The 15,438-nt window shown below is 35.2% G+C and carries 18 protein-coding genes; 4 read left to right on the plus strand and 14 right to left on the minus strand.

The window, feature by feature from the left end; translation table 11 throughout:
* A partial coding sequence (locus AN964_RS25650) for a transposase (protein WP_200915591.1) occupies window positions 1–147 on the plus strand: 147 nt, incomplete at its 5' end.
* A 137-nt stretch (window positions 148–284) separates the two neighbouring features.
* Here AN964_RS25650 and AN964_RS15575 read toward each other — a convergent pair.
* A complete protein-coding gene (locus tag AN964_RS15575) occupies window positions 285–950 on the minus strand; it encodes a potassium channel family protein (RefSeq protein ID WP_055740567.1) in 666 nt (221 codons plus the stop codon).
* Window positions 951–1,035: 85 nt separating this feature from the next.
* Window positions 1,036–2,049: a cytochrome d ubiquinol oxidase subunit II gene (locus tag AN964_RS15580; RefSeq protein WP_055740568.1), complete on the minus strand. Its 1,014-nt coding sequence runs from the start codon at window positions 2,047–2,049 to the stop codon at window positions 1,036–1,038.
* A gap of 158 nt (window positions 2,050–2,207) precedes the next feature.
* On the opposite strand from AN964_RS15580, the gene AN964_RS15585 reads away from it, so the two are divergent.
* The gene (locus AN964_RS15585; RefSeq protein ID WP_055740569.1) at window positions 2,208–3,236 is read left to right on the plus strand and encodes an XdhC family protein; all 1,029 of its coding nucleotides are present in this window, start codon (window positions 2,208–2,210) and stop codon (window positions 3,234–3,236) included.
* Here AN964_RS15585 and AN964_RS15590 read toward each other — a convergent pair.
* From AN964_RS15590 to AN964_RS15635, 9 genes are all read right to left on the minus strand, one after another.
* The gene (locus AN964_RS15590) at window positions 3,233–3,871 is read right to left on the minus strand and encodes a response regulator (RefSeq protein WP_055740570.1); all 639 of its coding nucleotides are present in this window, start codon (window positions 3,869–3,871) and stop codon (window positions 3,233–3,235) included. The genes AN964_RS15585 and AN964_RS15590 overlap by 4 nt on opposite strands.
* A gap of 1 nt (window position 3,872) precedes the next feature.
* Window positions 3,873–4,916, minus strand: a complete 1,044-nt coding sequence (locus AN964_RS15595; RefSeq protein WP_055740571.1) for a sensor histidine kinase — start codon at window positions 4,914–4,916, stop codon at window positions 3,873–3,875.
* Window positions 4,913–5,632 (minus strand): cell wall-active antibiotics response protein LiaF, encoded by a 720-nt coding sequence (gene liaF, locus AN964_RS15600; RefSeq protein WP_055740572.1) that lies wholly within the window; start codon window positions 5,630–5,632, stop codon window positions 4,913–4,915. The genes AN964_RS15595 and liaF overlap by 4 nt, the downstream gene beginning before the upstream one ends.
* Window positions 5,633–5,739: 107 nt before the next feature.
* Window positions 5,740–6,384: a PspA/IM30 family protein gene (locus AN964_RS15605; protein WP_055740573.1), complete on the minus strand. Its 645-nt coding sequence runs from the start codon at window positions 6,382–6,384 to the stop codon at window positions 5,740–5,742.
* A gap of 21 nt (window positions 6,385–6,405) precedes the next feature.
* On the minus strand, window positions 6,406–6,756 hold the full coding sequence (locus AN964_RS15610; protein ID WP_055740574.1) for a lmo0954 family membrane protein: 351 nt from the start codon (window positions 6,754–6,756) through the stop codon (window positions 6,406–6,408).
* A 145-nt stretch (window positions 6,757–6,901) separates the two neighbouring features.
* Complete coding sequence (locus AN964_RS15615; protein WP_152982426.1) at window positions 6,902–8,692, minus strand: ABC transporter ATP-binding protein; 1,791 nt, start codon at window positions 8,690–8,692, stop codon at window positions 6,902–6,904.
* Between the two features lie 43 nt (window positions 8,693–8,735).
* Window positions 8,736–10,490 (minus strand): ABC transporter ATP-binding protein, encoded by a 1,755-nt coding sequence (locus AN964_RS15620; protein WP_055740576.1) that lies wholly within the window; start codon window positions 10,488–10,490, stop codon window positions 8,736–8,738.
* 489 nt (window positions 10,491–10,979) lie between these two features.
* The gene (locus tag AN964_RS15630) at window positions 10,980–11,435 is read right to left on the minus strand and encodes a TlpA disulfide reductase family protein (protein ID WP_055740578.1); all 456 of its coding nucleotides are present in this window, start codon (window positions 11,433–11,435) and stop codon (window positions 10,980–10,982) included.
* A 74-nt stretch (window positions 11,436–11,509) separates the two neighbouring features.
* Window positions 11,510–12,058 (minus strand): peroxiredoxin, encoded by a 549-nt coding sequence (locus AN964_RS15635; RefSeq protein ID WP_055740579.1) that lies wholly within the window; start codon window positions 12,056–12,058, stop codon window positions 11,510–11,512.
* A gap of 335 nt (window positions 12,059–12,393) precedes the next feature.
* On the opposite strand from AN964_RS15635, the gene AN964_RS15640 reads away from it, so the two are divergent.
* Entirely contained in the window at window positions 12,394–13,200 is an 807-nt protein-coding gene (locus AN964_RS15640) for a mechanosensitive ion channel family protein (protein ID WP_055740580.1), read from the plus strand.
* Between the two features lie 102 nt (window positions 13,201–13,302).
* The gene (locus AN964_RS15645) at window positions 13,303–13,491 is read left to right on the plus strand and encodes a hypothetical protein (protein ID WP_055740581.1); all 189 of its coding nucleotides are present in this window, start codon (window positions 13,303–13,305) and stop codon (window positions 13,489–13,491) included.
* On the opposite strand, the gene mraY is transcribed toward AN964_RS15645, so the two are convergent.
* The 3 genes from mraY to AN964_RS15660 form a co-directional block, all read right to left on the minus strand.
* Window positions 13,451–14,407, minus strand: a complete 957-nt coding sequence (gene mraY, locus AN964_RS15650; protein ID WP_321198430.1) for a phospho-N-acetylmuramoyl-pentapeptide-transferase — start codon at window positions 14,405–14,407, stop codon at window positions 13,451–13,453. The genes AN964_RS15645 and mraY overlap by 41 nt on opposite strands.
* A 240-nt stretch (window positions 14,408–14,647) precedes the next feature.
* A complete protein-coding gene (gene def, locus AN964_RS15655; RefSeq protein WP_055740582.1) occupies window positions 14,648–15,229 on the minus strand; it encodes a peptide deformylase in 582 nt (193 codons plus the stop codon).
* Window positions 15,222–15,413: a helix-turn-helix transcriptional regulator gene (locus AN964_RS15660; RefSeq protein WP_055740583.1), complete on the minus strand. Its 192-nt coding sequence runs from the start codon at window positions 15,411–15,413 to the stop codon at window positions 15,222–15,224. The genes def and AN964_RS15660 overlap by 8 nt, the downstream gene beginning before the upstream one ends.
* Between the last annotated feature and the right edge of the window lie 25 nt (window positions 15,414–15,438).

Raw genomic sequence — 15,438 nt, forward strand, 5'->3', positions numbered from 1 at the left:
TTTGCAGACGCAAAAGAAAAGCATGGTATGCGTTGGACAACGTTAAGGGGACTTAAAAAATTGTCGATGCAGGCGATGCTTACTTTCGCTGCCATGAATTTGAAGAAAATGGCCAACTGGATATGGAAAGGTCCGGAAATGGCCTAGTAGATGAGGATGAGAGAGGTCAGCATACACCCAAAAAGGTAAAAAAGTAAGAACAAAATCAAAAGGGGTTCGGAATGTGACCATTCCGAACCCCTTTTGTCTACAATCTGAAATGGCAGCCAGGGCTGCCATTTTTTTTATTTGTCTAACAGAAGGTCCTTTTCAAAGCGATTAATATCCTCTACTGCTCCTATGACAATTAATACATCTTCTCTCTCAATAACATCTCCCGCTTGCGGAGAAACGATGATGTTTGAACCTCTTCTTATAGCTACTATCGTAATACCGTATTTCGCTCGAATATTGAGATCGAGAATGGAATGTCCAGCCAAATGATAATTAGCTGCAATTTCTACTATGCTATATTTTTCAGAAAGCTCAATGTAATCCAGAATACTCTTTGAAACGATATTATGTGCTATTCTTTTTCCCATATCTCTTTCCGGATGGACAACATTATCTGCTCCGATTTTCCGCAGCACTTTTGCATGATAATCATTTTGCGCCTTTACAGTAACCCTTTTTACCCCAATTTCTTTTAACATTAATGTTGTAAGGATACTTGCTTGAATATCCGCGCCGATTGCCACTATCACATGATCAAAATTACGGATTCCTAAGCTTTTGAGAACTGTTTCATCTGTAGAATCCGCAATAACCGCGTGTGTTGCAATAGAAGCAAATTCATCTATCCTAGCTTCGTCACGATCCATCACTAAAACTTCCATCCCTTGTTCGATTAATGTTTTACAAATGCTTCCCCCAAATCGACCTAAACCAATAACAACAAATTCTTTCTTCACATCCATTTCCCCTTTTCTATTTCTTCTACTATTCTAGTATTACAAATAATAAGGTCCGAAGTAATTCTCTCAACTTAAACCTTGATTACTTTTTCCTTTTACTATAATCAGCATCAAATAAAAATAGCTTCAATAATAAATATAACGCAGGGATGAGCAAGCATAGACCTGCAATAAAAGCAAATATTAGCGCAGTACCCATCGATGGATTTGTTACACTTGCATGAATAGTAATAAAGGGATAGAGAATGTACGGTAAATGTGATGCCCCATAACCGAAGAAGGCAAAAAAGAATTGAAGCATAATCATGATAAACGCAGTTCCAAAATACTTTCGTTTATAGATTAAAAAGGACGCTATTAAAAAAAAGACAAGCGATAGTCCGAACATCCACCATATATGCATGGCCTTTTCAAAATGCTTACTATTGTGTTCATGCAAAGCAATAAAAACAAGAAAGCTTGCAATGATGGTTGGAGTGCTCCAAAATAAAGCAAACTTTCTTAATATTTCCCTTGCTTGAATATCGTTTGCTCGATCCGCATAAAAAGTAAGAAATCCAGCACTAATAAATAAAACGGAAACTATAGCAAGAAAAACAACACTCCAGGAATATGGACTCATAAATAATTGTTTCGCCAAAAAATCTACATGCACACCTTTTTGAGAAAGAAATCCTCCCTCAGATATTGTTAACGCAGTGGAAAGGGAGGCAGGAATCAATAGACCAGTTGCCCCATATACAAACAAATAAATAATATTGTCTTTTGAGCCGTAGTTTCCAAATGCATAAAAGGAACCACGAATTACAATTAACAACAGTGCAATACTGCCCGGAATAAGTAATGCCGTTCCAAAGTAAAAGGCAGTATCCGGAAAAAATCCAACTAATCCGACTAGAAAAAAGACAAAAAAGACATTTGTTACTTCCCAAACTGGTGAAATATATCTTCTAACCAAGTGGTTCATGATATGGTCCTGTTTTGTCAATTTCCCATAAAAGGCAAAAAAACCGGCTCCAAAATCAATGGAGGCAACCATTAAATAGCCATATAAAAATATCCAAAGGGCTGTGATTCCCATTACCTCTAAACTCATGTTTTACACCCTTTCCCAAAAACAACTACTTAAAAAAGTACAATAATAAGAAAAAATTTCTTCATTCATAATATCTATTGTACCAAAGAAAATAATCTTTTCCATTTTTGCATACTCATTAAAAGTAAAGAAAGTTTTAAAATTTTGAGGTGAACAGCATGAATGATATATGCAGAGTATTAGAGCAAATTGAGGCAAATGGAAAAGAGAGATTAGCATTGGCGACCATCATTCGTATTGAAGGCTCATCCTATCGAAAAGCAGGTGCAAAAATGCTGTTTTGGGAGGATGGACAGAGGTACGGAAATCTAAGTTCCGGTTGCTTGGAAGATGATTTAGCCATTCATTCCTTGGAGGTAATAAAGAAAAATCGCTGCAAAAGGGTAATATATGATTTACAAGATGAAGATGGCCTTACATGGGGTGTTGGATGTAACGGTAAAATTGAAGTATTTATTGAACCGCTTTTTTCCAATTTCGCCATTTCAACATTGAAAAACTATTTATTAAGCGGAAGAAATATGGTTACTTTAAAATCCCTGATGACTGAAAGCCCGCAAGCAACTTACCTCTTTACATATGAAGGCAAACAAGTTAAAGAGGGAGAAAAAGCGATATTCCATCCATATATAAAAAAAACCATCCAAGAATTCATTCACTCTTTCGAAAAAATAAAAATTGTTACCATCGAAGGGGAAGATTTTTTACTTGAAAAGAACAATCCCAAAACCCGTTTATATGTTTTCGGTGCCGGGTATGATGCTGAACCTCTAGTTAAACTTGCTTCCAGCTTGGATTTTTCAGTGACTGTTATTGATCCGCGTGAAAGTCGTTGTAATCGCGATTTTTTCCCGACAGCTGAAAAACTTATTACGGAACATCCCTCTGCTTTTTTTCAGCATCATACAATAAACGAAGCAGCTTTTGTTGTAATAATGAACCATCACTTCCAAAGGGATAAACAAATATTAGAGGAATTACCATACGAACGGGTCGATTATATTGGTATTTTAGGTTCAAAAAAAAGGACAGAAAAATTACTTAATACGATTAATGGATCACAGAAACAGAAAATACATTACCCGATTGGATTAAAAATACACGCAGAAGGATCCGATGAAATAAGCATAAGTATTATGGCAGAATTAATACAATTCCGTCACAAAAAATGGAATACCGTTCATTAAGATTCCTTAATTAATTGATGTTTAAATGCATAAATGACGGCCTGTGTTCGATCTTGAACCTCAAGCTTACTAAGAATATTACTAACATGTGTTTTGACGGTCTTTAATGCAATAAACAATTCATCCGCAATTTCTTGATTGGACTTACCTTCTGCCATTAATAGCAGTATTTCGATTTCGCGATTTGTTAAATCCTCATGGAGAGGTCGTTTGTTTCCTTGTTTCATTCTCATCATCATTTTCCCTGTTACCTGCGGCTCTAATACCGATTGACCCGCATATGTGGAACGAACAGCTTCGGCAATTTCACTTGCTTTAGAGGTTTTCAACATATAGCTTGTAGCACCTGCTTCTAATGCTGGATAAACTTTTTCATCATCCAGAAAGCTAGTAACAATAATGATCTTTGCTTCCGGCCATTCCTTTATGATGCCTTTAGTTGCTTCAATACCATCCATGCCCCCCATTACTAAATCCATTAAAATAATATCCGGGCGTAAGGATAGCGCTAACTCCACGCCCTTTTCCCCACTATCTGCTTCCCCTACTACTTCAATATCCTGTTGAATGGATAAAAAAGCGGAAACTCCTATTCTAACCATTTCATGATCGTCCACTAATAAAACTTTTATCATTTTATCCCATCCTTCCCGCATCAATGATTGGCACTTTCACTTCTATACTTGTTCCTTTCCCGCGAAAGCTAATCATTTTTACTGTTCCGCCTATTTCAGCTGCCCTTTCACGAATATTTTGTAATCCGTATGAGCCCGCTTTTTCTTTTCCCATTTCAAATCCGACACCATTATCAATAATTTTTAACAATACAAATTGCTGACGATTTATTAAATGAAGCTCTAGCAATTTCGCCTTTGCATGACGAAGCGTGTTCGAAATCGATTCCTGGACAATCCTGAATAAATGATCCTCTACCCCTTTATCCAGATGAACATTATCGATTTTCCATGTTACCTTCATCGGAAGCTTTGCGGTTAATTCATGAAGCAGCTCCTCTATTCCTACTTTTAATGCTTTTCCTTCCAATTGAATTGGTCTTAAATGCAAAAGAAGCGCTCGCATTTCGGATTGGGATTCACTAATGATTTCCTCTACTAATTTCATCTGTTTACTTGTCGTAGAGGCATCAGGGTTTGGATTTTGATTAATAGCTGATAATAACATATTGGCAGCAAACAATTGCTGACTGACGGAATCATGCAGCTCTCTTGCAAGGCGATTTCTTTCCTGAGACAGCACTTCCTGTTTCATTTTCTCACTCCAATCAGCTTTTTCACTCGCTAATTTTTGTGAGGCCTTTACCTGATCCTCAAACCGTTTCTGAATAGCAGATAACCGCTCGTACAAATAAGCAATTTCTTTTAGTTTCTCTTTAGGGAATAAGGAAGATTGAAAATCCCCTTTTTCCAATTCCACTAAATAGGAATCAACTTCTTCAATTTTCTTTTTCACAAAGTATCCAATTACTATTCCAAAAATTGCCCCTACTATTAAACTTGTTAATAGGATGAAAACAATTACCGGTATTAAAAAGATTTGTGTGAAGAAAAGGGCCTGATACCAATCTGTTTTAACAGATATACAATATATGACGGTTATAAATGCAGCAATGATAATTGAAAAGGAACAAAAGTAATATAAAAATGATCTTTGAATACTCATATGTGTTTCACCTCAATATCACCAATGGAAATTGAAGTGATAATTTTCACTTTTCTCGATGCATCATAATAATTATCAGAGTAGCATATTACATTTTGGTTCAATAATTTTTCTTCTTTTCCAAATAGCTTCAAGCTTCCAGTTAGGGATGAGTGATTGATGGAGTATCCAACATCATATGGTATAAGTAATTGGATGTTGCCGACAATTCCTCTTATGATAATAACCGATTCTCCTAACGGGAGCATGGTCATACTTAAATCAATAACTGTGTCCCCAATCCCTGTTTGAATATTGATATCGTCCCATTCATAGACATGATTTATTACTTTCTGACTGCCTAGCAGCTTATTGGTTATAAGTGGCTGTTTTCTGTACATTTTTCTGTCTGCTGATGGTTCAATCGTTTCAACCTTTATCGTTTTCGATAATTTTTTCTTTTTCCTATAGTTAAATAAATAGAAGATAAGCAAACATAACAAAATAAACTTAAAAAAGAAGGTTGATATTACAATAATAGACGCGATGGAGATACCAATAATAAAACAAATCATGCCAAGAGTAGACTTGCCCTTTTTCTTCCCGTAATAAATTAATATAGCGGCAACAGCAAGTGTAAATAAAGAATCGGATCTAAATGATATTTCAAATAATATACCAATAACGGCAACAATGAATATCCAAGAAAGGGATGTATGTTCAAATAGTTTTCTCATTTGCTGCCCTCCTTTTGCCTTCTTGACTGATCTTTTCATAAAAAATAACGTAATCTCCCTTTAATTAAAGGGAGATATGTTTGCCTTATTATATTACCATGTACACTCTATTCATTAACAGATATTTCTTGACTTTTTAACTTTTTTTCTAATTGCCCAATTCTAGCATCAAACATGCTTTTTTCATAACCAGTATTAATGCGTGCTTCAAGATGCTCCATATACCTTTCTGTTTCATCAAATCTGGATGCTGCTTTTCCCATTATAGAATCATCTAGAACATGATGAATCTTTTCATTTACCTTTATTACATTTTCACGGCCCATTAGTTCCAATCTTTTAATGTTCATATCTTTCAATCTAAGTTTCATTTCACGGTGCTTACGTTCCAATTCTTCTAATTGATTAGCTGCTTGCTCATAAGCTAAGCGAAGTTTATCAGCTTGCTCTCTGTACTGTGCTTCTTCTTCGATGGCCATTTCATGCAGTGCCGGCTCATTCGCTAATTTTGCTACCTCCGCTTGTTTTTTGCGCTTATCTGCTAAGTAATCTGCTTGCTTCCACTCTTTAAGAAATTCTTCCTTTAACATGTACTGGCGCTCTATTAAGCCTGCGACTTTTTTTGTTTCATTTTCACTCTCTCTTAAATATTGATTTAAGAGAGAGATTGGATTCTTTTGTTCTTTTTTATCTAATACTTCATGTAAATCTGCCATTACAGTATTTTTGATTCTTTCTAATAGGTTTGTCATTTTCATTACTCCTTTACATCTTTAAGATAATTTATTCTTTAGTTCATCCCATTGGCGATCAAAGTTATCAAATGGATTGCCTTTTGTCCCTTCTACGTTCTCATCTTTTTTCCAATGTTTATATCCTACATAGAGTAAGTAGATTGCCAAAATCCCTGCTAATGCTGGAAGGCTTGCTAATACAGCACTTAGGCCAGCAATACCAATTAAAGCCCAAAGCAATTTACCCCAGAAGGAATGGGATTTTAAAAATTGTTTAAATGAGATATAGACGACAACCAAGCTAATCGCAAGACCAATGATGTGACCTAAGCTTGCTAAAGCGACAATGGCTAAAATCACCGCCAAACTAAACATCAAAACCTTTTTCATGTTATTTCCTCCTTTCGATATACTTATCTTAAAAAAAATCGTTAGAATGCATAACAATCTCAAGCTTTATTTTTTAATAGGACCTAAGACGTATAATAATTACACAAAAAAAGAGAACAACCGAAGTCGTTCTCCTTCTTGCCTCTTATTTTTCTTCTAATACTTTAAATTGAGCTTTCACCAAACGGAAATATTCACCTTGATGCTTCATAAGTTCATCATGATTTCCCGCTTCGATTATGTTTCCATGATCCAGAACAAAGATCTTATCAGCTTCCCTAATCGTTGAAAGACGGTGAGCAATGATAACAGATGTTCTCCCCTTTAATAAAGTTCTTAATGCGGATTGAATTTGAACTTCTGTTTCCGTATCAATACTTGCTGTTGCCTCATCTAAAATGATAATTTTCGGATCCGCAAGTAACGCACGAGCGAATGATAATAATTGGCGTTCCCCTACGGAAAGGATGTTTCCTCGTTCCTCTACCTGTGTTTCATATCCATTCGGAAGCTTTTCTATAAAATGATGAGCTCCAATTGCTTTAGCTGCATTTATTGCTTCTGTATCTGTTGCATCAGGACGCCCAAACTTTATGTTTTCCATAATGGTTCCGGAAAAGATAAAAGTATCCTGAAGTACAACACTAATTTGATTTCTTAAACTGCGCAATGTAATCTCACGTAAATCATAACCATCAATTTTCACGCTTCCTGCGGTTGGATCGTAAAACCGGCTGATTAGATTGGCAATAGTTGTTTTTCCAGAACCAGTGTGGCCGACAAGTGCAATGGTTTGCCCTGCCTTCATTTCAAGATTAATACCATTTAATGCTTTACGTCTTGTATCATATGCAAATTCAACATTTTCAAAAACAATGTGACCTTTAATGTCTGTTAAAGAAGTCGCATTACCTTTTTCATTTACAAGCGGCTTCTCATCCATATATTCAAATATCCTCTCTGAGGATGCCATCGCTTGCAATAGCTGGTTGTATACTTGCCCCATCCGAGAAATTGGCTGCCAGAACATCCCTAAGTAAAAGGCAAAAGATACAAAGGCACCCAACTGTAGTTGGTCATGTTGAATTAAATGGACACCGTACCATATAAGAACCGCTGAACCAACCGCATTTGTAAGGTCTACCATCGGTCTAAACATGGCTGATCTTCTAGTAGCATTTCTCCAAGCATCATAATTCTCATAATTGACACCATCAAAGAACGCCATATTTTCCTTTTCCTGAGTAAATGCCTGTGTTACGCGTATCCCTTGAATACTTTCATTTAAATGTGAATTAAGCTTTGATTGCTTTAAGCGCATATATTGCCAGGCCATACGGATTTTTTTCCTTAGTTTGGTTGAAATCAAAAACATAATTGGCAAAATGATAATAACAGCTAATGTCATCTGCGGACTTAAAGTAAAGAGAATGACAATAACTCCCACCAACATCAGCATATCCATTAATAAATTGATGACCCCGTTTGTAAACAAATCCTGTAACGACCCTGTATCATTCATAATACGTACAAGAATGGAACCTGCTGAACGCTTATCAAAGAAATTATGGGACAATCCTTGTACATGTGTAAATAAATCCTTCCGAATATCATAGATAACATTTTGTCCAAGCTTATTTAACCACCGAATTCGCAATATCCCCGCGATGTAGGACATAACAAATAATACAGAGATAATGACGATTATGGTTGTTAAAAAAGAACCATCTTTTTTATCAATCCCTTTACCTATTGCATATACTCCTATTAGGGTAGGAATAATTAGACGGATAATGGTATTTAATAATACGGTTATAAATGATTTTAGTACTAATGTTTTTAAGTATGGTTTGACATAACCCAATAGGCGAAACATTTGCTTCCAGTTAAAAGGTTTATCAATCAACTGTTCAGATGAGTAATGAAACCTTTCCATCACCTTTGGATTAAGTTTTTTTGCATCTTCCACCTATATCACCTCACCCTGTTTGTGCTTGAAGAATGGCTTGTTGGTCTTTGTATTGAATGGTGTAAATTCTTTCATATGGTCCACCGTTGGATAGAAGCTCTTCATGTTTTCCTCTTTCCACGATTTTTCCATCCTCAAATACGAGAATTTCATCTGCATGCTTAAGGGATGAGATTCTATGCGCAATGATAAAGGTTGTTCGATCCCTCATTACCTCTCGTAAGCCCTCTTGAATTTTAAATTCTGTATCCATATCTACTGCACTTGTTGCATCATCCAAAATTAAAATACTTGGATTCAGGCAGATAGCACGTGCAATGGCAATCCTTTGTTTTTGACCTCCGGAAAGTCCAAGTCCCCTTTCACCAAGCATAGTGTCATATCCATCAGGCAATTCCATAATAAAGTCATGTGCCTGCGCAAGCTTCGCAGCGTGAATAATCTCCTCCATTGATGCATCTGGTCGCCCATAAGCAATATTCGATTTGATTGTGGATGAAAATAAAAAGGACTCCTGAAGAACAAATCCAATATTGAAGCGCAAGGATTGCAGGGAATAATCTGAAACAGGACGTCCATCAATGAGCACTTCGCCTTTAACCGGTTCATAAAAACGAGTCATTAATTGAGTAATCGTTGTTTTTCCTGAACCAGTTGCCCCAATCAGACCAATTACTTTTCCCTTATCAGCTTTAAAGCTGACATCTTTAATCGCTTCATTTTCATCCCCAAAATATTTTAGTGTTACATTTTGAAACTCCACATCTACATGAATTCGTTCCACTTCTATCGCATTTTTCTTATCGAATATTTCTTCATCTGCTTCCAATATCTCTAATAAACGTTCACCGGATGCCTTCGATTGAGAGAACATATTAATGGTAAATCCAAGATTTATAATTGGCTCAATAATATACCCAACTAAGCTGTAAAATGCAACAAGCTCTCCTGGTGATAACTTTTCATGAATAACTAAGTAACCACCATAAGCTAAAATAATCACGATACATGCGTTACCGATAAGTTCCATTAAAGGAAAGAACTTAGCCCAGATATCGGATGTATGAATTTGTCTATCTTTGAAGTCCTCATTAGATACATTGAATTTTGAATTTTGGAACTCTTCACGAGACAGTGACTTAACCGTATTAATTCCACTTATATTTTCTTGAACATTTGTGTTCAATCGGCCAAAAGATCGTCTTATTCCGCGAAACGCAGGGTGAATTAATTTATCAAAGCGAAACACAACAACTGCCAAAAACGGTAAAGAAATCATGGTCATAAATGTTAAGGAAACAGAATAGTAAAACATAACACCAAAACAGATCGTTAAAGTAAAAATAAACCTTAATAATTCACTAAACCCGAAGGATAAAAAGAAACGGAATCCTTCCACATCGGATGTTAGCCTAGACATCAAATCCCCTGTCTTTGCGTTGTCATAATACTTGAATGGTAAGAATTGCAGCTTTTTATACAGTTCATTCCGTAAACGATAGACAGAAGTAATTCCAAACATATCGCCTGTATATTGCTGTATAAAAGTTGCAATTCCTTTTACAGCCATGATTCCAATAAAACCTAGCGCTAAATATGGTATCCAGCTGTATTTTTTTCCTACGACACCTTCATCAATGGTAATTTGCAGAATTATGGGATAAACAATTGTAATGGCATTAACAAACAATAGAAAAATCATGGATGTAATAAACAAATGCTTGTATGGCATATAAAACTGTTTAAGCTTTTTAAATGTCTCCACAGAATTCCCCCCCGTTGTAAAAATTAATTGAACGTAATTATAAATATATCGGGTTTCGAAATATTTTTCCACCTTTTTATCCCAATTTTTTTAATTTTTTTAGATGTTTTTAAGTTTCGTCTTTTCGGAATGTAATTTAGGTCTTTTTACACAATTTTTTTGCTTTTTCAAAGCTTATTTTCATAAACTTGTTGCTTTTTTACTTGAAAATCTAATTATTTTTTATAGGTCTTCTTCCGTATGACTTCTTTTCGAGGAAGATCCCTGAAAGGAAACAGTTTTAAAAACTTCAATGAAGTATAAATTACCTTTCTTTCCAAAAAGAAAAAAGAGCCTCGAGTGTAGCCCTTTTGGGTAGTAATCATTTATTTTAGAGCAGTCCAGTTTCGATGTTAAACGATAACCCAAAAAGAAACACCTCCTATACATATGCTCCCTTATTTATAATATGACAAAAAAAAGACAGATAAATTATCTGCCTTTTCATCTTTATTTTGCTGCTTCCATTTCATCAAGTACACGGTTTACACGTTTTTCTAACATCTTCATGCCGCTTCCACCTGCTTGAAAATGGCGAAGATTGCCGTCTTTATCAAATACATAATAAGCAGGTACATATTGATTTTCAAATGTGTCTGTTAATTTATGCTCACTATCTACAAAAATCGGCTGAGTAATGCCATGCTCCTCAGCTACTCGTTTTATTTCATCTAAATTTAAATCATCTTCAGATCGTGGCATATGTACAGCCACCACATTCAATTTATCTTTATATTCATCGCGAAATTGATTTACCTGTGGCATTGCTTCTTTACATAGGTGACAGCTAATGGACCAGAAATGAATTAAAGTCGGTTTCTCTCCAACAAGTTCAGAGCGAGAAACTTCACCATTAAGCCATGCGGTAGCACCATTTAATTCTGGCATTGGTTCACGAAGCTTCATATTAGATCCCTCCATTTATTTTATTTAGAAAAAGGCCTAACATATTTTGTTAGGCCTTATATTGCTCCGGACAATTAAACATTTAATGTAGCTTGTCCTGGCTTCCAGTTTGCAGGGCAAAGTCCGCCAGTTTGTAATGCTTGAAGTACACGTAGAGTTTCATCTACAGAACGACCAATATTATTATGGTTGACAACTTGGTACATTAATTCACCCTCAGGATTGATGATGAATAATCCGCGTAGCGCAACACCTTCTTCTTCAATAAGAACTCCATAATCACTAGCTACCTTATGGTTTGTATCAGCAGCAAGCGGGTAGTTCAAATCGCCAAGACCATTTTCTTTACGATCTGTTTTAATCCAAGCTAAATGTGTATGTATTGTATCTGTAGATACTCCAATTACTTCTGCATCAAGATCTTCGAATTCATCATAACGATCGGACATTGCTGTGATTTCAGTAGGACAAACAAATGTGAAATCCATTGGATAGAAAAATAACACTGTCCACTTATCATTTTTCATGTTTTCTTCTAAACTAACTTTACCAAATTCTTTGTTTGGCATTACTGCTTCCATTTCAAAACGTGGGGCTTGTTTCGCTACCATGCGTTCTGCCATTAAAAATCCCTCCATTAAGTTTATAATTGATAAAGTAATGAGGATTTTCTCAATTACTTCTTGTACATTACAATTATAATTATAGTAATACAACTATATTATCGTCAACTTTAAATTAAAATCAGTGTAAATAAAAAATAATTATATTTTCATGAGCTATTCGAAAAAGTTAACACCTTAATGTTTTTCCCGTTTTAGGTAAAAAATAAACAATTTAATTAAATGATGATGAAAATTCATTTATTTCCTGAGTTTATCATGTATGATATTGGGAATGAAATAATATGCTTGTTTCATTTATAATATATATAGTTTAACTAGAAAGGGAGACGTAGATGAATTTGGCAGAAAAAATAATTGATTTTGATTGGATGGGATTATTGGTAAAAATCGGAACTCTTCTTCTTAAAGTAGTTGTTACTTATATAATCTACATAATTATTAAGGCAATTGGGAGAAAGATTATCCATACCGCGTTTGTGAATCATGCAAAAAACCCGTTAGTCTCGACAAGTCGTTCTAAAACATTAGAAATCTTATGTGAAAATATATTTTCCTATGTACTGGTTTTCATTTTCTTCGCTACAGTACTTCCTATGTTCGGCATTAAAGTTACCGCATTATTAGCAGGTGCTGGTATTGTCGGATTAGCGGTAGGTTTTGGAGCACAGGGACTAGTGAGCGATGTCGTAACAGGCTTCTTCTTATTACTGGAGAGGCAAGTAGACGTTGATGATTATATTACAACGGGGAACTTTACAGGAGTGGTCGAACAGGTTGGTCTTCGGACTACTCAGTTACGTTCCGTGGATGGAACGCTTCATTATATACCAAATCGCTTAATAACAAGCTTAAGTAACCATTCAAGAGGAAATATGCAAGCCCTTGTAGATATAAAGATTAGTGATAACCCAAATATTGATGATGCGATTACTGTCATCCAAAAAGCATGCGACGCCGTAAAATTTGAAGATGAAAACATTGTGGAAGGGCCGAATGTTTTGGGTGTTCAATCCTTTAGCACATCTGAAATTGTCCTTCGCGTCATTGCAAAAACAACAAACGGAAAACAAGCTGAAGTAGAAAGAAAGTTAAAGAAAGTGATTAAAGAAACTTTAGATGAACAGGTTGCGGAAGCATAATACAAAAAGGACTGGAGCAAATATGATATGCCCAGTCCTTTTTAATAATCGCCCAAACAAATTATTCACAGCTCCTTATAATAACTAAAAGGAGTGTGTGTTATGGAGATATTAACTATTTATTTATTCATTGGTATCGTGATTAGCTCACTTTTTATGATGATTGCCGATTTTCATCCATGGAAGCTTTTTGCCATCTTATGTATCGCATGGCTGCCTTTTTTCTTTATCGGAACCATGTTGACAGCATTTATTGATTTAAAAAGAATCTCCAATAAATTAAACACATAAAAGTACAGAGCCAAGAGACGAAACCAAAGACAATTACTATCATATTTTCCGACCAGCCATACTTTAACCCGAAATGAAAATGAATTGGTGTCATTCGAAATATACGTTTTCTCGTCATCTTAAAATAGCTGACTTGCATAATTACAGATAATTGTTCTGCAAAATAAACAAAGAACAAGATAGGAATAACGATTTCCACTTTTTCATGAACAGCTAAAAAGGCTAACGACCCTCCAATGGCTAAAGAGCCCGTATCACCCATGAACGCTTTTGCCGGATATATATTATAGATGAGAAATGCGAGCACACAAGCAATCATTATTAGGCAAAAAATTTGGACTTCCGTGCTATCTGTAATGTAATAAAAGAAAAAATAAGTTGGAATGCAAACAACTCCCAATAGTCCATCCATTCCATCCGTAAAATTTATCGCATTGGCTGAACCAATCACAAATAAACCAACAATGACAATGTAAACGATCATCGGCATCGGAATAACGAAAGAACTTGTGATTTGTATGTTTGTATCGATTCCCAATATGGATACCATATAATAAAGCAAAACTCCCGTGAACAAAAATTGAAATACTAACTTTGTTTTGCCGGAAATTCCACCAGGATCTTGCCGGGATGCTTTCCAAAAGTCATCCCAAAAGCCTATCAATCCGAATAAAAAGTAGGTGATGGCCAAAAACACCATCAATGGTGAATGATTAAAAAGTAATGCAATTACTACTCCAAGGGCAAAAATACACCCTGTCATTAATGGCGTTCCCTTTTTTAACTGGTGATCTGCTGGAAGCTCTTTCCTGATCGGCTGTGTTAATCCAAGTTTTTTCAATAAAAGAATGAAAAATGGACACAAAATTGAAACAGATGCAAAAGATATTATTGCAGGCATAAATGAACCTACCACATGTGGTCCTCCTTTTATCTATACATTCATAATTATAAGGATACAGTAAATAATTCCAATTTTCTATATTCATTTTAAAACAACCTCAAATATTAAGATTTTATGCAATGACTAAAGAAAAAGTTCGTAATAAAAGAAAAAACGAAGCAAAAATGCTTCGTTTTAATTAATGTATAAGAAAGTTTTTAAACAAGTGTGACTCTATCTAACACAAGCAACTACCGGTTAGTGAATTTTCTATTAAAATACACTTTTGATTTCCACATTTTCAGGAAGCTTAAACGGGTTTTCCTGATTTATATGATCGTAAAACATAATACCATTTAAATGATCGATTTCATGTTGAGCAACAATAGCCCCAAAACCGCTTAATTTTATCGTAACTTCCTTACCTGTTATATCTATTGCTTTCACTTTTATCCTTTCATATCTTGGAACATATCCAGGTACATCTCTGTCTACTGAGAGACATCCTTCCCCGTTTGTAATATAAATCATTGAAATGGAATGGCTGATTATCTTCGGATTGATAAGACCATATTCATGAAGATTGCCTTTTTCATCATGAAAATAAGCAGCAAACATCCTTTTATTTAGGCCGATCTGATTAGCGGATAAACCAACACCGGATCTCAATTTATATTTTGCGGCTAATTCTGGATCTTGGCTATTTTTCAGAAATTGCAGCATACATTTTAATGTTTCCAATTCCTCATTTGTCGGTGGGAGAGTAACTTCTTCTGTCTGCTGACGTAAAATGGGATCGCCTTCCCGTACAATATCCTTCATCGTTATGATATAAGACTCATTAAATTTACTCATAAATAAACAATTCATCTACCTTTACATGTAAGTTCTGGGCTATTTTGAAAGCTAAATCCAATGTCGGATCATATTTATCATTTTCCACACAATTTATGGTCTGCCTTACGACACCACAATTATATGCTAAGGTTTCTTGTGTTAAACCAAGTTTCCTTCTAAATTCTTTTATTTTATTTTTCATAGCCTTCACCATCAAAAAGATTTAT

Origin of the sequence: Heyndrickxia shackletonii, from assembly GCF_001420715.1 — a bacterium.
Taxonomy (GTDB): Bacteria; Bacillota; Bacilli; order Bacillales; family Bacillaceae_C; genus Margalitia; species Margalitia shackletonii.